The organism is Variovorax sp. OV084 (genome assembly GCF_900111625.1).
Lineage (GTDB): Bacteria > Pseudomonadota > Gammaproteobacteria > Burkholderiales > Burkholderiaceae_C > Variovorax.
Map to the genome: position 1 here is coordinate 17535 of NZ_FOII01000021.1, position 20669 is coordinate 38203.

The following is a 20669-nucleotide window of genomic DNA, read 5'->3' on the forward strand; positions in this document are numbered from 1 at the left end:
CCAGAGACTTGATTCCTGCCTCGCGAATGCGGTGCAGCGCCGGCAGACACCGGTGCTTCAACACTTTCACAACAAGGAATCTCCGTGAAGAAAAGTCTCGTCACCAGTGCCGCCCTCGGCGTTCTTTCTTTCACTCTCGCCACCGGTGCGCTGGCCCAGGGTTCGGGCGCCGTTGCCTGCGCGCCGACCAATGAAGCGCAGATCGGCGCGCTGTTCGACCGCTGGAACAACTCGCTGCGCACGCTGGACCCCGACAAGGTGGTCGCCAACTACGCACCCGACGGCGTGCTGCTGGCGACCGTGTCGAACCAGCCGCGCACCAACCCGGCGGAGATCCGCGACTACTTCGTCAAGTTCCTCAAGAGCGAGCCGCAAGGCACGATCGACAAGCGCATCGTCAAGATCGGCTGCAACGTGGCGCAGGACGTCGGCACCTACACCTTCCGCTTCAAGGATGGCGGCACGGTGCATGCCCGCTACACCTATGTCTACGAATGGGTGAACGGGCAGTGGCTGATCGCGCATCACCACTCGTCGGCGATGCCGGAGGCGCGCGCCGCGAAGAACTGATCGATGCGGGCGGGCTCCGGCTCGCTCGCTACAGCGCCGCGACCTTCACGAACACCGGGTTCGAGTAGAACCACAGGTCGCTGTAGTTGCGCACGTTGATCGCATTGAAGCGCGCCACGTTGTCGGTGCCGGTGGTCTGCGCATCGGGCAGCGGCTCACCGGCGGCGGTTTCGTTGGGCACGTCGGTGCCAAGGTTGGTGCCTCGCAGGCGGAAGTACTGGTTGTTGCCGGCCTTCACCGTGTAGCTCACAGAGAAGTAGCCGTCGGCATCGAGCTTCCAGTCGTTGCGGGTGAAGCGCTTGAGCACGCGCGTCGACGGGTTGGTGTCGCGCGCATAGCCCGGCGTGCCTGCCAGCTCGGGCCCGGTCACGTCGCCGCCGATCAGGTCGATGTGGTCGACCACCGGCTTCACGTTGGCGAAGTTGCCGCTGCCGAGCTGGTATTCGAAGTTGTTGCGCTCGGGGCTCTTGAAGCGGATGGTGATCTTCAGGTCTTCACCGGCCTTGGCCGTCACGTCCGAACCCATCTCACCAGCACCTTTGGCGCTTTGCACCTTGAAGTCGAGCGCGTCGATCAGGCCGCCGTTCACAGCGAAGAGCTTGCCTGAGCGCAGGGCCGAGAGCAGCGACTTCGGATCCTTGACGTCGCCCCACAGGTGGTTCCTGGCGTATTCGCCCGGCGCGTAGCCGCTGCTGTACTGGCCTTGCGAGGTGGTGAAGTGGTAGTCGGAGTCGGCCACGTTCCAGACGTGGCGACCTTCGGACAGCAGCGCGTCCCAGGTGCCGCCGAGCTTGGCGACGAGGTAGTCGACGCCGCCGTAGGTGCGCGAGGGCAGGTTGGCCGGAATGTAGGCGCTGTTGTAGCCGCCGCGGTCGGGCTCCATCTGGTTGCCGACCATGCCTTCGAGCGAGAACACGATGTTCGGCGCGAGATCGTTCATCTCGCGCAGCTGGGCGATCGTGTACTTGCCGGGGTTGCGCGAAGGATGGTTGATCTGCAGGTAGCTGGTGTCGGGGTAGTTCTTCTTGAGCCAGGCGATAGCGGCGAGCGTCTCGGCGTGCGTGTCGTAGTTGACGCCGGCCTTCGGGCCCCAGGCGGTGACGTCGCCGGCCGGGAAGAGTGCGGCGGCCCGGTTGGTGAAGAGGTATTCGAACTGGCTCGCGGCCTTGAGCGCGGCATCCGACATGGGGTTGTCGGTCAGGATGCCGACGTTGCCGTGGTCGTGCGAGGGCATGTCCCATTCGAAGGACGCGAAGATCGTCTTGTCGGCATATTTGCCGCCGGCCTGCAGCGCCTTGATGCGCGGCACCTGGTACTTGGCCATGCCTTCCGAGAACGGAATCTGCGCCGGCAGCTTGGTGCCGTTGTTGTCGTAGGAGGACAGGCGCAGGTGGTCGGACAGCGCCGCCCAGTCGAGCCCGAACTGGTCGAAGGCCTTGGCCAGCACCTGGTCGAGCGTGGAAATCTGCTGCGTGTCGTCCGACTGGATCGTGTGGATGTGCAGGTCGCCCACGGTCCAGCGGCCTGGCGGCACCGACGGGCCTGGATCGGCCGCGGGAGCGGGAGCGGGCGCGACGGCCGCCGGGGTGCTGGGCGCCACGGGGAAGAAAGCCGGGCCGCTGGAGTCTCCGCCGCCGCAGCCGGCCAGCATGAGCGTGCCGATGGCGAGGGTGGAGAACAGCGTGCGGCGGAACGGAAGGGGAGCCGGAAGGGCAATCGGAAGAATGAACATGGCGGTCTGAAAAAATGACGCGCACCTGAAGTGCGCGTGTCGAAGGAAGTCGCCGAGTCTCGAATGGCGCGATGACGCTTCGATGAAAGCAGAACGAAAGTTCGTTGTTTTCGCGCCAGCAACCGGGCCGCCGGAGGGCTTGCCCTCTATAAACTGTGCCCCTTCCATGATCCCCAGCGCGCCCGTCCCCCTGCCCACCGCATCCATCGACGATGGGGTGCTGTCGCGCATGGTGCGCACCGACCAGCTCGTGACGGTGCGCCGCAGCGTTCTCTCGGCCATTCCGATCAGCGTGGTGCTGAGCTTCACCGCGGCGCTGGTCGCCCTCAATGCCGGCCGCGCGTTCGAAGGAATGAGCTGGCTGCTGCTGTCGCTCATGGTGAACGGGATGCGCAGCTACATCTGCCGCTGGCCGTTCGCGCCTTCGCCCGGTGCCGAGCCCGGCAGTGATGTCCTGACCTCGCCTGACGGCCGCCCGGTCGAATGGCACCTGCGCATTGCTGCGGTCCTGGCTGCGGTGTCGGGCTGTGTGTGGGCCCTCATTCCGTTTCTGTGCGACGGCTACTCATCGCCGCAAGCGGTGTTCTATCTCACGGTGGTGTGCGGCATCTGCGCGGGGGCTGTCACCTATGGCATTGCCTATGCGCTCGTGCCCATCAGCTTCATCACGCCGGCGCTGCTGTCGGTGGTCGGTTGCCTTGTTTATGCAGGCGGCTTCGACAATCTGAGCCTGGCGGCGATGGTGCTGCTGTACCTCGCGGCACTGGTGCGCGGTGCGCTGCACAGCGACAGGACCTTCCGCGAAGGAAGCCGCCTGCGCAACGAAGCCACAGCCATGGCCGCGCAGCTGCGGCTGGTGCACGCGCTGTCGCTGGACGCCACGCAGCAGCTGGCCTTCCGGGCCTCGCACGATTCGCTCACGGGCCTGCTCAACCGCGAAGGCTTCACCGAGGCGGCGACGCTGCACATCGCCGCACCCGGCGGCCGCCAGCACGGCCTGCTGCTGCTGGACCTCGACGGCTTCAAGGCGGTGAACGACGCCTTCGGCCACAAGGTCGGCGACCGCGTGCTGCAGGACGTGGCCCGCTGGCTGCAGCGGGAGACCGCCGACATGCAGGCCGTGCTCGGCCGCTGGGGCGGCGACGAGTTCGCGGTGCTCTACAGCCTGCAGGACGAGCGGCAGGCGCCCACGGCGATTGCGCAGGCGCTGATCCGTTCGATCTCATTCGCCACTGCGCACTACGGCGGCCACCTGGGCGTGAGCATCGGCATCTCAGTCTCGGGCGAGGCCGAGATTGCCGACATGATCAGCTTTGCCGACGAGGCCGTCTACGAGGCCAAGCGCACCGGGCGCAACCGCTACCAGGTCTTCGACAAGGCGCTCAACCAGCGGCTTGCCACGCGCCGGGACGTGGAGCGCGACCTGCTCCATGCCATCGAGGCGCGCGACATCGGCGTGTGGTACCAGCCGATCATGAACAGCGACGGCCGGGAAGTTCACAGCCTCGAGGCATTGATGCGCTGGAACCATCCGCGCCACGGCCACATTGCCCCTGAAGAGGTGATCTACGCGGCAGCGAGCACCGGCGTGGCCGAGCCGCTGCTGCGGCATCTGGTCGACGAGGTCTGCCTGGGCATGCGCCAGCTGGAGGCCGTAGGCTCCAGCCTGGCCGCCGTGCCGGTTGCCATCAATGTCTCGCCGCGCGAGATGGCGCAGCTGGCGGTCGACGACATCGTGCTCGGCATGCTGAAGGCGCGCGGCGTGGCACCGCGCCGGCTGCAGATCGAGATCACGGAAGAGGTGGCGCTCGACACGCATGCCACGCGCAGCCGGCTGAGCGCGCTGTCGGCCGCGGGCGTGGCAATCGTGGTCGACGACTTCGGCGTGGGTTATTCGTCGCTGGCGTCGCTGCGCAGCGAGTACGTGCGCCAGGTGAAGATCGACCGCAGTTTCATTCTCGACCTGTCGTCCTCGCCGGGCAACGTGGTGCTGGTGGACGCCATCGTCCAGCTCGGCCGCTCGCTGAACATCCAGGTGGTTGCCGAAGGCGTGGAAACGCAGGACGAGCTCGATGCCCTGCACGCGATAGGTTGCCGGCTGGTGCAGGGCTATCACCTGGCGCGGCCCGCGCCGCTGCCCGATGTGATGGCGTGGGCCGCGGCGCGCCTGGCGCCCGCGGCCGTCAAGGTCATCTGAGCCGGATCAGGATCAGGCCAGCAAGTCGCTGAGCGTGCGCGCGATCACCTTGGTGGCGCGGCGCAGGTCTTCGAGCACCACGCGCTCGTCGCTGCGCTTGGCGTGCGATTCGAGCACCGTGCGCGGGCCGGCGCCGTAGATCACGCCGGGAATGCCGGCTTCGACGTACAGGCGCACATCGGTGTACAGCGGCGTGCCCATGGCCTTGATGGGCTCGCCGAACAGTTCGCCGCCGTGCTTCTGGATCGCATCGACCAGCGGCTTGTTGCCGGCCAGCGGCTTCATCGAATTGGCGAGCAGCAGGCGCTTGATCTCGACCGTGATGCCCGCGCTCTCGGCGGCGGCATCGGCAATCACCTTGCGGATGGCGGCTTCGACTTCGACCGGGTTCTCTTCGGGAATCATGCGGCGGTCGAGCTTGAACACGACCTTGCCGGGCACCACGTTGGTGTTGGTGCCGCCCTCGATGCGGCCGACGTTGAGATACGGGTGCGTGATGCCCTCGACCTTCGACGTGACCTGCTGGTAGAGCGTGTTCTGCGCATACAGCGCGTTGAGGATCTTCACGGCGCCTTGCAGCGCGTCGATGCCGGTGGCCGGCACGGCGGCGTGGGCCATCTTGCCGTGCACCGTCACTTCCATCTGCAGGCAGCCGTTGTGCGCGGTGACCACTTCGTAGCTGAAGCCGGCCGCGATCATCAGGTCGGGCTTGGTCAGGCCCTTGTCGAGCAGCCAGCCCGGGCCGAGGATGCCGCCGAACTCTTCGTCGTAGGTGAAGTGCAGCTCGACGCTGCCCTTGGTCGGCTTGGCCACTGCTTCGAGCGCGCGCAGTGCGAAGGTGAAGCTGGCGAAGTCGCTCTTGCTGACCGCTGCAGCACGGCCGTAGAGACTGCCGTCAGCGATCTCGCCGCCATACGGGTCGTGCGTCCAGCCTTCGCCGGGGGGCACCACGTCGCCGTGGGCGTTCAGCGCCACGGTGCGGCCTTCGTTGCCGTACTTGCGGCGCACGATCAGGTTGGTGATCGATTCGAGGCCGTAGTCCTTCACTTCCTGCGCGGGCACGGCGTGTTTTTCGGCGTCGAGGCCGAAGTCTTTCAGCAGCTCGGCGGTGCGCTCGGCGTGCGGCGCGTTGTTGCCCGGTGGCGTGTCTGTGGGCACCTGCACGAGTTGCTGCAGGAATTGCACTTCCTCGTCGAAGTGGGCGTCGATCCAGGCGTCGAGCTTGGCGTAGTCGGTCATGGTTGTTCTTCTGTGAATCAGTGGGCTTGTTCGGCGGTGAGGTTTTCCAGAAGCAGCTGGAAGGCCTGTACAGCGAGCTGGATGTCGTCGTTGGTGCTCGATTCGAGCGGGTTGTGGCTGATGCCCGAGTTGATGCCGCGCACGAACAGCATGGCCTGCGGCATCACCTCGTGCAGCTTCATCGCGTCGTGGCCGGCGCCGCTGGGCATGCGAAAGAGCGGAATGCCCAGCGCGTCGACGGCCTTTTCCCAGCGCTGCTGCCAGGCGGGTGCGCTGGGCGCGGCGGAGGCGCGCATGGTTTCTTCGAGCTCGTAGCGCACGCCGCGGCGCTCGCAGATGTCCTTCAGTGCGTTGACCACGTCGGTGGCCAGCGCGTCGCGCTGCGCGTTGTTGGGCGCGCGCAGGTCGAGGCTGAACTTGCAGCGGCCCGGCACCACGTTGATGGAACCGCTGGGCACTTCGAGCATGCCGACGGTGCCGACCGAGTCACCGTCTTTGGCGGCGCGCTGCTCGGTGTAGAGAATCAGCTCGGCCACGGCGGCCGCGGCGTCGCGGCGGCGGTCCATGGGCGTGGTGCCGGCGTGGCTGGCCATGCCGATCACTTCGCCCACGTAGCGCACGCTGCCGTTGATGGAGGTGACGATGCCCAGCGGCAGGTCGAGCTCGGTGAGCACCGGGCCCTGCTCGATGTGCACTTCGACGAAGCCGAGGTAGCGCGCCGGGTCGCGCTGGATCTTCGGGATGTCTTCTTCCTTCAGGCCTGCCTGCTGCATGGCCTCGCGCATGGTGATGCCGTCGGCATCCTTCTGGTCGAGCCAGCGCTGGTCGAAGTGGCCGATGAGCGCGCCCGAGCCCAGGAAGGTCGCCTTGTAGCGCTGGCCTTCCTCTTCGGCGAAGCCCACCACCTCGAAGGCGAAGGGCAGGCGCTTGTTCTGACGCTTGAGCTCGCGCACGCAGGCCATCGGCACGAAGATGCCCAGGCGGCCGTCGTACTTGCCGCCGTTGCGCACGGTGTCGTAGTGCGAGCCTGTGAGCAGGGTCTTGGCGCCGGGCGTCGAGCCTTCATAGCGGCCCACCACGTTGCCGACCGCGTCGATGTGCACCGAGTCGAAGCCCACGTCGCGCATCAGCGCGCTGATCTGCGCGGCGCAGGCGCGGTGCGCATCGGTCAGGTAGGTGACGGTGAGCTGGCCTTTCTCGGCATAGCCCGGGTCGGTGTGCACCGAGAGCTGTTCCTGCCAGTCCCACACATCGTTGCCGAGCGTGACGTCGGCAGCGAACTTGTCGTCGAGGCGAATCTCCGCAATGCGATGGATGTTGCGCAGCGCCTCGCCGAGTTCGAAGTCGGGGTGGTTGTAGAGCCGGCGCGCGAAGGTGTCGATGATCTCGCGCTTGGCCAGCCCCGTGCCGCGCGGGCCGCGCACCGCGAGGATGAACGGAAAGCCGAACTTCGCGTTGTAGTCGGCGTTGAGCTGCTGGATCTTTGCGAACTCCTCGGGCGTGCAGTCGGTCAGGCCGGCCTTGCTCTGCTCGTTGGTCGATTCGGCCGTCAGCGTCTTGCTGACCATGGCCTTGCCGGCGAGTTCGGGGTGGGCGCGGATCAGGCCGATCTGCTCGTCGGCCGACGAAGCGGCCAGCGCCTGCACCAGCGCATGCTTGAGGTGCGCGAGCGAGCGGAACGGGCGAGCGGCCAGCGCGCGCTGAGCGATCCAGGGCGAGTGCTCGTAGATGCCGTCGAGCAGCGCGACGGCTGCGGCCGGCACCGCGGCGTTGAGTTGGGCGATGGTGAGGCTCATGATGCGGCTCCGGCTTCAAAGGGGTGCGCCTGCTTCCAGTGGCGCGCGATGTCGATGCGCCGGCAGACCCACACGCGGTCGTGTTGTGCGATGTGATCGAGAAAACGCTGCAGTGCCGTGATGCGGCCCGGCCGCCCGAGCAGGCGGCAGTGCATGCCGATGCTCATCATCTTCGGGCTGTTGTCGCCGTTCGGGTCGCCTTCGGCATACAGCGCGTCGAAGGTGTCCTTCATGTACTGGAAGAACGGGTCGGCGTGCGAATAGCCCTGCGGCAGCGCGAAGCGCATGTCGTTGCAATCGAGCGTGTAGGGCACGATGAGCTGCGGCACCACGGTGCCGTCGGTCTTTTGCACCTTCATCCAGAAGGGCAGGTCGTCGCCGTAGTAGTCGCTGTCGTATTCGAAGCCGCCGTAGTCGGCCACGAGGCGGCGCGTGCGCGGGCTGTCGCGGCCGGTGTACCAGCCCAGGGCGCGTTCGCCGGTGAGCTTTTCAATGGCTTCCATGCCCAGGCGCATGTGTTCGCGCTCGGTGGCTTCGTCGAGGTTCTGGTAGTGGATCCAGCGCCAGCCGTGGCAGGCGATCTCGTGTCCCAGTTCCTTGAAGGCGGCGGTCAGCTCGGGGCAGCGCTCAAGCGCCATGCCCACGCCGAACACGGTCAGCGGCAGGCCGCGTTTTTCGAACTCGCGCAGGATGCGCCACACGCCGGCACGCGAGCCGTACTCGTAGATGCCTTCCATGCTGATGTGCCGGTCGGGAAAGCTCGCCGGGTTGAACATCTCGGAGAGGAACTGCTCGGAGCCCGCATCGCCGTGCAGCGTGGCGTTCTCGCCGCCTTCTTCGTAGTTGAGGACGAATTGCACCGCGACACGCGCACCGCCCGGCCATTGGGCGTGGGGCGGGTTGCGGCCGTAGCCGACGAGGTCGCGCGGGTAGGGCAGGGTGGTGTCGTAGACGGTCATGGTTTGGATCAGGACAGCGCGAGGGAGATGTCGTTGGTGGGCACCTTGCGGTCGAACGTGAGATTGGCCTCGACGTGCTCCAGGTGTTCGGTCATGAGGCGCACGGCGCGCTCTTCGTCGCGCGCGGCCAGCGCCTTCACGATGTCGGCGTGCTCGTCGTTGGAGTGCTCGGCCGCGCTGGCGCTCTGGTACATCAGCGTGATGAGGGCGCAGCGCGAGATGAGTTCGCCGAGGATCTGCGCCAGCACCTGGTTGCCCATGAGCTCGGCCATGCGCACGTGGAAGTCGCCGAGCAGCTCGGTGCGGCCCGAGATGTCTTCGCCCGACACGGCTGATTTTTCGAGCGCAACGTGCTCCTTCAGCGCCTTGATCTTGGCGGGCGTGACGGTGCGCACGAACTCGCGCGTCATCTCGGCTTCGAGCATGCGGCGCACGGCGAACACCTGCTTGGCCTCGTCGACGGCCGGTGCGGCCACGAAGGCGCCGCGTGCGGGCTCGAGCCGTATGAGCTTGTTCTGCGACAGCTGGAACAGCGCCTGGCGCACCAGCGTGCGCGAGACGCCGAAATGATCGGCCAGCTTCTGCTCGGCCAGCTTGGTGCCGGGCTGAAGCCGGTGCTCGACGATGGCCTTCGTGAGGGCATCGACGATCGAACGGGTGGTGGAGGACTCCATGTTTTTCATGATAGACCCAAAGCCGGTAACTGTATACACTTTTGTCCACCGGAATTTCCCGCACCCATTTCAAGGAGCGCCCCATGGGCCTGAGCACTCACGTACTGGACACGATGCATGGCGGTCCCGCAGCCGGCATGGAGGTCGCGCTGTTCACCACCGACGGCGACGCCGCGACGCTGGTGAAGCGCTTCACGCTGAATTCGGACGGCCGCAGCGACGGCCCGCTGTACGACAACAACTCGCTGAAGGCCGGCACCTACCGGCTGGTGTTCGACGTGGCGGGTTACTTCAAGGCTCGCGGCGTCAAGCTGCCTGAGCCGAACTTCCTGAACAAGGTGTCGCTGGACTTCGGCGTGGCGCACACCGACCAGCACTATCACGTGCCCCTGCTCGTCAGTCCGTGGAGCTACTCCACGTACCGGGGCTCCTGAGGTCAGTCGCCTTGTTGCTGGCCTTCTGTCAGGGTGTCGAGCTGGAAGCGCCCGCTCTTGTCCCACAGCCAGGTGTCGGTCCACGTGACCGCTCCGAGGCGCGTGGCGGCGGGGAAGGGCGCGGCCTGCAGCACGGCACGCTCGATCTCGGCGATCACTTCGGGCGCATGCTGGGGCGCGCGCAGCCAGTGCATCGACACCACCTTGCCACCCGCATCCAGGTTCACCTGCAGCGTACCGACCGCATAGAGCATCGGCGGCAATTGCCCGCCGTAGATGCGCGAGCGGTTGATCTCGTAGATGTGGCGCGCCGCATCGCGGCGGTAGTCGCGCGCCGTGGCGGCGTTCGATGCACGAGGCACCCGGCCGGATGCGCTGGAAGGAGAGGCGCTGCTCAACTGGCCGGGCACGGCACCAGGGCTGCCGCAGCCGGCCAGCCAGAGGGCGGAAAGAACGGAAGCAGCAAGTGCAAGGCGGCGGGGCGTAAGCTGGCGATTCATCGCCGGGTTTATACCGTGAGTCTTCACGGGCCAGGCAACCGAAGGTATCGACAACGATGAGCGGTGCGGTCGATCAACTGCTGGCACGTCTTCGCCACGAAGACGCGGTGCTGGTGCGCGTCGAATCGACGCAGGGCTCGGCGCCGCGCGAGGCCGGCACCTGGATGGCGGTGTGGGCCGATGCGCTCACGGCCACCATCGGCGGTGGGCAGCTCGAATTCCAGGCCACGAAGGAAGCACGCGAAATGCTGGCTGGCTCGCGCAAGCCCTTCGATGGCATCCAGCGATACCCGCTGGGCCCGAGCCTGGGGCAATGCTGCGGCGGCGTGATGTTCCTGTCGTACGAGCGCATCACCGCCGCTGATGCGCCAAGGCTGCAGCGCGAACTGGTCGCGCAACTCAAGCCCGTGGCGCTGTTCGGCGGCGGCCACGTGGGCGCCGCACTGGCAAGGCTGCTGGCTGCGCTGCCCTTCGCGGTGCGCTGGATCGACAGCCGCGACGGCGTGTTTCCCGACGAATTGCCCGCACAGATCGACACCGAACATTCAGAACCCGTGCAGGACGCCGTGGCCGCGCTGGCGCCGGGCAGCCGCGTGCTCATCATGAGCTTCAGCCATGCCGAAGACCTGGACATCGTCATCGCCTGCCTGAAGCGCCTGCGCGAGCGCAACGACTTGCCCTATGTCGGCCTGATCGGCAGCAAGACCAAGTGGGCCACTTTCAGCCATCGGCTCGAGGCGCGGGGCTTCACGGCCGACGAACTGGCCCGCATCACCTGCCCGATCGGCGTGCCCGGCATCACGGGCAAGGAGCCCGAGGTGATCGCCGTGGCGGTGGCGGCACAGTTGTTGCAATCGCTGGGTTGAACAGGGTTTTCCCGGCGGCCACGCCCTAAAAAACAGCCCCGTCCCTTGCCAAAACTGTATACACTTTCGGTCCACAACAAGCCGCAGCGGAGCGAGGCCCATTTTTTCATGGAGCCTGCGTTCGCGGCACTTTCTCTGCTTACAGCGCCCGCGGTGGTGAGCAGGCTGAAACCCCTCCTTGGTGCCCCCACGCGCCAATCGGGTTGAGAGAGAAGCATATGGAAAGTTATTACCTCGACTGGGCCAACCTGCTGCTGCGCTGGGTCCACGTCATCACCGCCATCGCCTGGATCGGCGCCTCCTTCTACTTCGTGATGCTGGACAACAGCCTCGAGAAGCCGCAGGACCAGGAATCGCTCGACAAGGGCGTGGGCGGCGAGCAATGGGCCGTGCACGGCGGCGGCTTCTACAACATGCAGAAGTACGCGCTGGCGCCCAAGAAGCTGCCGGACCACTTGCACTGGTCGTACTGGGAGAGTTATTCGACCTGGATCACGGGTTTCACGCTCTTCACCATGTCGTACCTGTGGAACGCGAGCACGTACCTCATCGACAAGTCGAAGATGGACTGGCAGCCCGGCGCCGCCATTGCCGTGGCGCTGGCCTTCTTCGTGGTGTTCTGGATGGTGTACGACGGCATCTGCCAGATCTTCGGCCGGCGCAAGCACGGCGACACCATCGTCGGCGTGCTGATCGCCATCTTCATCGCCTTCGCGACCTGGCTGGCCTGCCAGTGGTTCGCGGGCCGCGCGGCCTTCTTGCTGGTGGGCGCCATGATGGCCACGACCATGAGCGGCAACGTGTTCTTCTGGATCATCCCCGGCCAGCGCAAGAACGTGGCGGCGCTGCGCGAAGGCAAGCCGGTGGACCCGGTGCACGGCCAGCGCGGCAAGCAGCGCAGCGTGCACAACACCTACTTCACGCTGCCGGTGCTGTTCGCGATGCTGAGCAACCACTACAGCTTTACGTACACGCACAAGTACAACTGGATCGTGCTGCTGCTGATCATGCTCGGCGGTGCGGCCATTCGCCAGTTCTTCGTGGTGCGGCACCGCTTCAAGCTGGGCAATGCGGGCAACCCGCTGCCCTATGCGCTGGTCGGCATCGTGGTGCTGGGCCTGACCATCGTCTGGATGAAGCCTGAACCCGTGGCGGCGCCCGCGGTGGCTGCCGCTGCGCCTGCCGTGCCGTTCAAGGACGTGCAGAAGGTGCTCGAACAGCGCTGCTTCATGTGCCACGGCGCGGCCGTTCAGATGAAGAACGTGCGCGTCGATTCGCCGGAGCAAGTGGCCGCGCATTCACAGGCGATCTACCAGCAGGTGGTGGTCACGAAGATCATGCCGATGAACAACGCCACGGGCATCACCGACGAAGAGCGGGCCCTCATCAGCCGCTGGTTCCAGGCTGGCGCAAAGACCAACTAGACAGACAGAAGTTGACCGGCGGCAAGAGGGCGGGTCACGGTCCGCAGCACAATCGCCGGATTGGAGACAAAGCAGCAATGACCGCATCGAACCCCGCCTTCGGCCCCGCTCCCGATCCGCGCGAAGCCCCGCGCGCCTTCCTCGAACATCTCTACCGTGTGGCGGTGGACCGCGCGCTGCCGCTGTCCACGCTGGGCGCCCATCTGCCGCCGCCGCCCAAGGGCCGTACGCTGGTGCTGGGCGCAGGCAAGGCCGGCGGCTCGATGGTGCAGGCGCTCGAGGCCCTGTGGCCGGCCGATGCGCCGCTGTCGGGGCTTGTCGTCACGCGTTACGACCACATTCCGCCGCGGCCCGAAGGCGTGCCGCAGCGCATCGAGATCGTCGAGGCCGCACACCCCGTGCCCGACGCCGCAGGCCAGCAGGCCGCCGAGCGCATCCTCGCGCTGACGCAGGGCCTCACGGCCGACGACCTTGTGCTGTGCCTGATCTCGGGTGGTGGCTCGTCGCTGCTGGTGTTGCCGGCTGAAGGCCTGACGTTGGCCGACAAGCAGCGCATCAACAAGCAACTGCTCGAAAGCGGCGCAGGCATCGGCGAGATGAACTGCGTGCGCAAGCACCTGTCGCGCATCAAGGGTGGCCGGCTGGCGGCGGCATGCGCGCCGGCCCGCGTGGTGACGCTGACGATCAGCGACGTGCCAGGCGACGACGCAGCCGTCATCGCCAGCGGCCCGACGGTGCCCGACGCCACCACCTGCGCCAATGCGCTCGCCATCCTCGACCGCTATGGCATCGAAGTGCCGGCGCCGGTGCGCGCGCAACTCGAAAGCGGTGAACTCGAAACGCCCAAGCCGCACGACGCCGTGTTCAAGGGCCACGAGACGCACATGATCGCCACGCCGCAGCAGTCGCTCGAAGCGGCGGCCAAGGCTGCGCGCGAGGCCGGCATCGAGGCGCACATCCTCAGCGACGAAATGGAAGGCGAATCGCGCGAAGTCGGCAAGGTGCACGCTGCGCTGGCGCGCGCCGTGGCGCACCGCGGCGAGCCGTTCGCGCGGCCCTGCGTGATTCTTTCGGGCGGCGAGACCACGGTGACGATCCGCCCACGCCAGCCGGGCCAGGCCAAAGGCCGCGGCGGGCGGGCCGGCGAGTTCTGCATGGGGCTGGCCGGTGCGCTCATGGGCCAGCCACAGGTGTGGGCGCTGGCCGCCGACACCGACGGCATCGACGGTGTGGAAGACAACGCGGGCGCCTTCGTCACGCCCGACACGCTGGCGCGCGCCACCGCTGCCGGGAAGAAGCTGTCGGACCACCTCGACCGCAATGACGCCTATGGCTACTTCGACGCCATCGGCGATCTGTTCGTGACCGGCCCGACCCACACCAACGTCAACGACTTCCGCGCGCTGCTGGTGCTGTAAGGAGCTTTACTCCTTCAGCACCATGTCGATGCACATCACCGCCGCCACGATCAGCAGGCGGCGGGCATCGTTGGCCGGCACGCCCGGGTCGATCGACAGCATGTAGTTGTCGGCGGTGGTGAAGAGCTCCTTGCCCAGCCCCGCCCATTTCTTGGACACGGCGGCGAACTCGGTGCTGCCCTGTACGAAGCGGAAATCCCAGCTGGTCCACTTGCCCTTGAGCGTGCAGGCGACCCGCTCCTGTGCGTCGAGCACGTCGAACTTGCCGCCGATGGAAAAGAGCTTCTGCTTGAACGAACCGACGACCTGGTCGTTGCCGTCGAGCACCTGCACCTTCGAAAGGAAGATGGACACGCCGCGCTTGACCGACAGCACCTTCTGCCCTTCGGGCGTCGACACCACCACGTCGAATGGCGTGAAGCGCTTGTAGTCGGTGAAGCGCAGCAGCTTGCTGAAGAAGCCGAGGTTCGGCTCACGGCACTCCAGAATTTTCTGTTGCGAATTCGGGTCGAAGATGTCGTAGTTGTTGGCGGCCTTGAAGATGCCGACGTGTTCCTTGATGAAAAACAGGTTGTTGCGCAGCGCTGCGTGCATGGATTTCCCTCGTCCTCTGTGTGTTTGTGTGACGGGGATTATGTTCGGCGCGCATGACGACCCCGTTCCTCGCCCGTGACCGCCGGCGGGCGAGGTTTGTGAACTCGGGTTAATCTATGCCCCCGGCGGCCTGTGGCTGCCGTTGAAGCCGGCGCATCCTTTCGGGTGCAGAGCCGCACAGCACCTCCAGAATTCCCCATTCTTCTTTTCATCATCCAGTCCCCGAAGGAAAGTTCGCCATGACCGCCACCTACACCGACACCCGCCTGCTGATCGACAACGAATGGGTCGACGCCACCGGCGGCAAGACGCTGGACGTAGTGAATCCCGCCACCGGCAAGGCCATCGGCAAGGTGGCTCACGCCAGCATCGCCGACCTCGACCGCGCCCTGGCCGCCGCACAACGCGGTTTCGAGACCTGGCGCAATACCCCTGCCAACGAGCGCGCCGCCGTCATGCGCCGCGCCGCCGGCCTCATCCGCGAACGCGCCCCCGAAATCGCCAAGCTCCTGACGCAAGAGCAGGGCAAGCCGCTGGCCGAAGCCAAGGGCGAAACGCTGGCTGCCGCTGACATCATCGAATGGTTCGCCGACGAAGGCCGCCGCGTCTACGGCCGCATCGTGCCCTCGCGCAACCTGGCCGCACAGCAGCTCGTGCTGAAGGAGCCGCTGGGCCCCGTCGCCGCGTTCACGCCGTGGAACTTCCCGATCAACCAGATCGTGCGCAAGCTCGGCGCCGCACTGGCCACCGGCTGCTCGTTCCTGGTGAAGGCCCCTGAAGAAACCCCGGCATCGCCCGCTGCGCTGCTGCAGGCTTTTGTCGATGCAGGCATTCCGCCCGGCACCGTGGGCCTGGTGTTCGGCAACCCCGCTGAAATCTCGAACTACCTGATCGCCCACCCGATCATCCGCAAGGTCACCTTCACCGGCTCGACCCCGGTCGGCAAGCAGCTTGCCGCGCTGGCCGGTTCGCACATGAAGCGCGTGACGATGGAACTGGGCGGTCACGCTCCGGTGATCGTGGCCGAAGACGCCGACGTGGCGCTGGCCGTCAAGGCAGCGGGCGCGGCCAAGTTCCGCAATGCGGGCCAGGTCTGCATCTCGCCGACCCGCTTCCTGGTGCACAACAGCCTGCGCGAAGAATTCGCCCGCACGCTGGTCAAGTACACCGAAGGCCTGAAGCTCGGCGATGGCCTCGCCGAAGGCACGACCATCGGCCCGCTGGCCAACGCGCGTCGCCTCACCGCAATGGCCCATGTGCTGGAAGACGCGCGCAAGAAGGGCGCCACCGTGGCGGCCGGCGGCGAACGCGTGGGCGACACCGGCAACTTTTTCGCCCCCACCGTGCTGACCGACGTGCCGCTGGACGCCGACGTGTTCAACAACGAACCCTTCGGCCCCATCGCCGCCATCCGCGGCTTCGACAAGCTCGAAGAAGCGATTGCAGAAGCCAACCGCCTGCCCTTCGGCCTGGCCGGCTATGCCTTCACCAAGTCGATCAAGAACGCGCACCTGCTGAGCCAGAAGCTTGAACTGGGCATGCTGTGGATCAACCAGCCCGCCACGCCGTCGCCCGAAATGCCGTTCGGCGGTGTGAAGGATTCGGGCTACGGTTCGGAAGGCGGCCCCGAAGCGCTCGAGGCCTACCTGAACACCAAGGCCGTTTCGATCCTCGGCGTTTGATCGGCGCTTAGTCTTCGGCGGAGGCGTTCCAGAACGCCTGCTGTACGCCGTCGAGCGCTTCGAGCTCGGCAATCACCTGGTCGAGCTCCAGCGGCTCGACTGCGGTAGCGTACAGCGTCGCTTCGATTTCCGTGTCGGCCGGCCCGAAGGCGTGCTGGTCGACGTCGCGCACCGGGTAGTTCGCGGCTTCCAGGAGCAGCAGCAACTGGTCCATTACCTCGGGCCGCGCCGCGCGCGAGCAGATCACGCGCACTGCATAGGTCGCCTCGCTCGATTCTTCGCTGATCGGGCGGCGGTTGATCCGATTGACCACCGGCCGCAGCAGCGTGTTGCTGGCCAGCACGAACAGCGCGGCGATCATCGCCTCGCCCAGCAGATCGGCACCCGCGCAGGCGCCCACCGCCGCCGACCCCCACAGCGTGGCCGCCGTGTTCAGGCCCGTGATGTTGGCGCCTTCCTTCATGATCGCGCCCGCGCCCAGGAACCCGATGCCCGAGACCACGTAGGCCACCACGTGCACAGCCCCGTCCTGGCCGTGCAGCCGATTGGCCATATCGACGAACACCGCCGCACCCACGGCCACCAGCGTGTTGGTGCGCAGGCCCGCGGTGCGCTGCCGTATCTGCCGCTCGAGGCCGATCAGCGAGCCGAGGACGAACGCGGCCGCGACGCTGATGAAAGTGTCGAGCAGCGAGAGCAGGTTGATGTTCTGGATGGCTTGCATCGAAAGGTTCTTTCTTGTCGGTAGGCCCCGCATCGGGAGCCAGGGCATATTTGACGTCGCCAGGATGAAACCTTGTTGGCGAGTTGCTCGGGGCACTAGTTGATCGGCGAGCATTCATCTCACTGCCACCCATACCGCCGCGCATACCACCCCTTCACCGCCTGCGTCAGCACTGCATAGCCGACCAGCATGGCGACAAGCCAGGGGAAGTACATCAACGGCAGCGCCTGCAGCTTGAAGTAGTGCGCCAGCGGCCCCATCGGCAGCCAGATGCCCACCGCCGCAATCGCCGCACCCATGATCAGCAGCGGCCATGCCGCGCGGCTTTGCAGGAAAGGAATCTTGCGCGTGCGGATCAGATGCACGATCAGCGTCTGCGACAGCAGGCCCTCGACGAACCATCCCGACTGGAACAGCGTCTGGTGGCCCACCGTGTTGGCCGCGAAGACGAACCACATCACTGCGAACGTGAGGATGTCGAACACCGAGCTCAGCGGGCCGAAGAACACCATGAAGCGCCCCAGGTCCGCCGGGTTCCAGCGCTGCGGGCTCTTGAGGAACTCCTCGTCCACGTTGTCGAACGGAATCGCGATCTGCGACACGTCGTACAGCAGGTTCTGCACCAGCAGGTGCAGCGGCAGCATCGGCAGGAACGGAAGGAACGCACTCGCCACCAGCACCGAGAACACATTGCCGAAGTTCGAACTGGCAGTGAGCTTGATGTACTTGAGCATGTTCGCAAAAGTGCGGCGCCCCTGGATCACGCCTTGCTCCAGCACCATCAGGCTCTTCTCCAGCAGGATGATGTCGGCCGACTCCTTGGCCACGTCCACCGCGCCGTCCACCGAGATGCCGATGTCCGCGGCGCGCAGCGCGGGCGCGTCGTTGATGCCGTCGCCCATGAAGCCCACCACATGGCCATTGGCATGCAGCGCGTGCACGATGCGCTCCTTGTGGGCAGGCGTGAGCTTGGCGAACACCTGGTGCGCTTCGACCACCAGGCGCAGGTCGGCATCGGCCATGTCCTCGATCTCTCGGCCGAGCACGATGCGGCCGACTTCCAGGCCCACGTCGGCGCAGACCTTGCGCGTGACCAGTTCGTTGTCGCCCGTCAGCACCTTCACGGCCACGCCGTGCTCGGCCAGCGCGCGCAATGCGGGCGCGGTGGATTCCTTCGGAGGGTCCAGGAAGGCGACGTAGCCCAGCAGCGTGAGCCCTGACTCATCGGCCACGCCGTAGGCCGGCTTCCGTGCCTCGGTCTTCAGCGAACGGCTGGCCACGGCCACCACACGCAGGCCCTGGGCATTGAGCTCCGACGCCACGCGATGGATGCGCGCCAACACCTCCGCATCGAGCGCCAGCACTTCAGCGCCACGCTCGACCGAGGTGCATACCGACAGAATCTCTTCCAGCGCACCCTTGCAGATCAGCAGGTGCTCGCTGCCGCCATTGGCCACTACCACCGACATGCGCCGGCGCGAGAAATCGAAGGGCACTTCGTCGATCTTGCGATAGGCCGTCTGCAGACGCGTTTCGAGTTGCAGCTCGGCATGGCTCAGCACGGCTTTGTCGAGCAGGTTTTTCAGACCCGTCTGGTGAAAGCTGTTGAGGTAGGCCAGCTGCAACACGTGGTCCGAGCCTTCGCCCCAGGCGTTGGTGTGGCGCTCGAGCACGATGCGATCCTGCGTCAGGGTGCCGGTCTTGTCGGTGCACAGCACGTCCATGGCGCCGAAGTTGTGGATGGCTTCGAGCCGCTTCACGATCACCTTCTGGCGCGACATCACGACCGCGCCTTTCGCCAGCGTGGCCGTCACGATCATCGGCAGCATCTCTGGCGTGAGGCCGACCGCGATAGACAGCGCGAACAGCGCCGCCTCCCACCAGTCGCCCTTGGCAACGCCATTGATCACCAGCACCAGCGGCGCCATCACCAGCATGAAACGGATCAGCACCCAGCTCACGCGGTTGATGCCCGCCTGGAACGCGCTGGTGCCGCGATCAGTGGCTGTCACGCGTTGCGCCAGCGCACCGAAGAATGTGCGATCGCCCGTGTGCACGATGAGCGCGGTGGCGGTGCCGCTGATCACGTTGGTGCCCATGAAGAGCAGGTTCTCGCGTTCGAGCACGCCCGCCGCGTGGTCGCCGCGATCGACGACGAATTTTTCCACCGGCATGGCCTCGCCCGTCAGCGCGGACTGGCTGATGAACAGGTCCTTGGCGGTGAGCAGTCGGCAATCGGCCGGGATCATGTCGCCGGCCGACAGCGCGATCACCTCGCCCGGCACCAGGTCGCGCATCGGCACTTCGACGCGCACCGTACCGGCGTGCGTGGTGTCGAAGCCCTCGTCGCCAGCGGCACCCGCCTTGTAGCCCGGCGCGGGCCGCAGCACGGTGGAGGTGTTGCTCACCATGGCCTTGAGCCGGTCGGCCGCCTTGTTGGAGCGCGACTCCTGCAGGAAGCGCAGCACCGTCGACAGCACCACCATGCTGCCGATCACGAGCGTGGCCTTCATGTCCTCGGTGACATAGGAGACCAGCGCCAGCACCGTCAGCAGCAGGTTGAACGGATTGCGGTAGCACTGCCACAGGTGCTGCCACCAGGGCAGCGGCTGCTCGTGGCGAACCTCGTTGCTGCCGAGGCGCTTGCGCAGCACTTGCGCATGGCCTTCGCTGAGGCCGCGCGGCGAACTGTTGAGCTTGAGCAGCATCTCGCCGGCATCGGTGCGCGAGGCGGCGCCCAGTGCCTTCGCGATGTCGGGCGGCATGCTGACGGAGGAGCCGGTGCCGACGGGCTTCGAGCCCAGCAGCGTCTGCCAGCGCTCGAAGTGATGCAGCATGTGGCGGCTGCGCAGGAAGCTTTCGAAGAAAGACTTCAGGACGTTTTTCATGGGGTTCTCCTTCGGGGCGGCCGCCGCCCGCCCAGGGAGAACCTCCGGGCATCAATCAGCCAGGAGCAACCCTTTGCGAAGCGCGGCGGCGGGCCGCGTTGTTGTTGGTGCAATCGATCGAAGCGAAGGGGGCGCGCTACGGCGCAAATGAGAGGCTGGGTCCATCGTGTGCTCCCGGGTTGCTTGCAGGTTGAAGGAAGGGCTCGGAGCGCGGCTCAGCGGCGAGGCGCGCAGGCGGGCTGGAGCACCAGGAAGCTGCGGATTCGGCGCGTTGTCCAGAGCGCCGCGGCCTGGTCGAGCGAGGCATCGACGACGGGCGCGGCGTCAACTGCCGCAGGGTCGCGGACAGGCGCGTGCGCCGACGGGCGAACGCGCTGCTGCTGTTCGTGCGGCTGACGACGAAGATGAAAGTGACGCATGACAAGGCTCCTTCGCAGTGAAGGGCCTCGTGCACGGACGCACGCAAGCTGACTGAAAAAGTCAGCGACGAAACGACGGGAATCGGGAGGAGGGGAACCGCTTGCCGATGAGGCAAGAGGGCCACGCTGTGTGCACACCGGCACGCAGCGCGGGAGAAGCCTGCGCTAGAGAGCCGGGTGTGTCACGCCTGCCGAGGCACGCGTCTTGTCACTGATCCAACTGGCACTGTCCACGCACGGGGCTCCGAAATGAAGATGCAGGATTGTTGCACTGCGGCACGAACAGCGTCAACCCTTTTGGCCATGTCCCTCGATGCCAGCATGGTAGTTATCGCCTCACTGTTGCGGTTACGTCCCGCTTGTGCGGGCACCTGAGACGGTCGTGCAAACTGCGCGCCCTCACTTCACAGAACACCCGCGCTGACTTCATGCTGAATTCACTTCGCTTGAGCACACTGGCTTCGACAGCAGACGGCGCTGGTAGAGGCGAGGGAGGAATAAAACCGCTCAGGGAAGTGCCTCGATGCCGACTGCTGTCACCTTTCACGGTCTG

Annotated in this window: 17 protein-coding genes; 7 read left to right on the forward strand and 10 right to left on the reverse strand. The window is 66.2% G+C overall.

Annotated elements, in window-relative coordinates:
* The first annotated feature begins 84 nt into the window (after positions 1–84).
* Positions 85–570 (forward strand): SgcJ/EcaC family oxidoreductase, encoded by a 486-nt coding sequence (locus tag BMW87_RS30075; protein WP_093081350.1) that lies wholly within the window; start codon positions 85–87, stop codon positions 568–570.
* A 28-nt stretch (positions 571–598) separates the two neighbouring features.
* Here BMW87_RS30075 and BMW87_RS30080 read toward each other — a convergent pair whose 3' ends face one another.
* Positions 599–2302 (reverse strand): CehA/McbA family metallohydrolase domain-containing protein, encoded by a 1704-nt coding sequence (locus BMW87_RS30080; protein WP_093081352.1) that lies wholly within the window; start codon positions 2300–2302, stop codon positions 599–601.
* A gap of 166 nt (positions 2303–2468) precedes the next feature.
* On the opposite strand from BMW87_RS30080, the gene BMW87_RS30085 reads away from it, so the two are divergent.
* Positions 2469–4499: a putative bifunctional diguanylate cyclase/phosphodiesterase gene (locus tag BMW87_RS30085; protein WP_093081355.1), complete on the forward strand. Its 2031-nt coding sequence runs from the start codon at positions 2469–2471 to the stop codon at positions 4497–4499.
* 12 nt (positions 4500–4511) lie between these two features.
* Here BMW87_RS30085 and BMW87_RS30090 read toward each other — a convergent pair whose 3' ends face one another.
* Genes BMW87_RS30090 through BMW87_RS30105 form a run of 4 tightly spaced genes read right to left on the reverse strand, consistent with a single transcriptional unit; the run spans position 4512 to position 9176 of the window.
* Complete coding sequence (locus BMW87_RS30090; RefSeq protein WP_093058866.1) at positions 4512–5738, reverse strand: M20 family metallopeptidase; 1227 nt, start codon at positions 5736–5738, stop codon at positions 4512–4514.
* 17 nt (positions 5739–5755) lie between these two features.
* Positions 5756–7534 carry a 2-oxo-4-hydroxy-4-carboxy-5-ureidoimidazoline decarboxylase gene (uraD, locus tag BMW87_RS30095; protein WP_093081357.1) on the reverse strand — a complete coding sequence of 593 codons (1779 nt, stop codon included), beginning with the start codon at positions 7532–7534 and terminating at the stop codon, positions 5756–5758.
* On the reverse strand, positions 7531–8493 hold the full coding sequence (gene puuE, locus BMW87_RS30100) for an allantoinase PuuE (protein ID WP_093081360.1): 963 nt from the start codon (positions 8491–8493) through the stop codon (positions 7531–7533). The genes uraD and puuE overlap by 4 nt, the downstream gene beginning before the upstream one ends.
* Positions 8494–8501: 8 nt before the next feature.
* Positions 8502–9176, reverse strand: coding sequence for a GntR family transcriptional regulator (locus BMW87_RS30105; RefSeq protein ID WP_093058863.1), 675 nt, complete (start codon positions 9174–9176; stop codon positions 8502–8504).
* 74 nt (positions 9177–9250) lie between these two features.
* On the opposite strand from BMW87_RS30105, the gene uraH reads away from it, so the two are divergent.
* On the forward strand, positions 9251–9601 hold the full coding sequence (gene uraH, locus BMW87_RS30110) for a hydroxyisourate hydrolase (protein WP_056519771.1): 351 nt from the start codon (positions 9251–9253) through the stop codon (positions 9599–9601).
* A 2-nt stretch (positions 9602–9603) separates the two neighbouring features.
* Here uraH and BMW87_RS30115 read toward each other — a convergent pair whose 3' ends face one another.
* Positions 9604–10101, reverse strand: a complete 498-nt coding sequence (locus BMW87_RS30115; RefSeq protein WP_093081362.1) for a hypothetical protein — start codon at positions 10099–10101, stop codon at positions 9604–9606.
* A 56-nt stretch (positions 10102–10157) separates the two neighbouring features.
* On the opposite strand from BMW87_RS30115, the gene xdhC reads away from it, so the two are divergent.
* The 3 genes from xdhC (at position 10158) to BMW87_RS30130 (ending at position 13809) form a co-directional block, all read left to right on the forward strand.
* On the forward strand, positions 10158–10967 hold the full coding sequence (xdhC, locus tag BMW87_RS30120; RefSeq protein ID WP_093081365.1) for a xanthine dehydrogenase accessory protein XdhC: 810 nt from the start codon (positions 10158–10160) through the stop codon (positions 10965–10967).
* Positions 10968–11185: 218 nt separating this feature from the next.
* Entirely contained in the window at positions 11186–12391 is a 1206-nt protein-coding gene (locus BMW87_RS30125; RefSeq protein ID WP_093058860.1) for a urate hydroxylase PuuD, read from the forward strand.
* A gap of 77 nt (positions 12392–12468) precedes the next feature.
* A complete protein-coding gene (locus BMW87_RS30130; protein WP_093081367.1) occupies positions 12469–13809 on the forward strand; it encodes a glycerate kinase type-2 family protein in 1341 nt (446 codons plus the stop codon).
* A gap of 6 nt (positions 13810–13815) precedes the next feature.
* Here the strand turns inward: BMW87_RS30130 and BMW87_RS30135 are convergent, their stop codons facing one another.
* Positions 13816–14403, reverse strand: a complete 588-nt coding sequence (locus BMW87_RS30135; protein ID WP_093058858.1) for an LURP-one-related family protein — start codon at positions 14401–14403, stop codon at positions 13816–13818.
* A 239-nt stretch (positions 14404–14642) separates the two neighbouring features.
* Here BMW87_RS30135 and BMW87_RS30140 point away from each other — a divergent pair, with 239 nt between their 5' ends.
* Positions 14643–16085, forward strand: a complete 1443-nt coding sequence (locus tag BMW87_RS30140) for an NAD-dependent succinate-semialdehyde dehydrogenase (RefSeq protein ID WP_093058857.1) — start codon at positions 14643–14645, stop codon at positions 16083–16085.
* Positions 16086–16092: 7 nt separating this feature from the next.
* Here the strand turns inward: BMW87_RS30140 and BMW87_RS30145 are convergent, their stop codons facing one another.
* The 3 genes from BMW87_RS30145 to BMW87_RS30155 all read right to left on the reverse strand — a co-directional run bounded on the left by BMW87_RS30145 (position 16093) and on the right by BMW87_RS30155 (position 20116).
* Entirely contained in the window at positions 16093–16809 is a 717-nt protein-coding gene (locus BMW87_RS30145; RefSeq protein WP_093081370.1) for an MgtC/SapB family protein, read from the reverse strand.
* 119 nt (positions 16810–16928) lie between these two features.
* Positions 16929–19697 carry a magnesium-translocating P-type ATPase gene (gene mgtA, locus BMW87_RS30150; protein WP_093081372.1) on the reverse strand — a complete coding sequence of 923 codons (2769 nt, stop codon included), beginning with the start codon at positions 19695–19697 and terminating at the stop codon, positions 16929–16931.
* A gap of 215 nt (positions 19698–19912) precedes the next feature.
* Positions 19913–20116 (reverse strand): hypothetical protein, encoded by a 204-nt coding sequence (locus BMW87_RS30155; RefSeq protein ID WP_093081375.1) that lies wholly within the window; start codon positions 20114–20116, stop codon positions 19913–19915.
* Positions 20117–20669 lie beyond the last annotated feature (553 nt).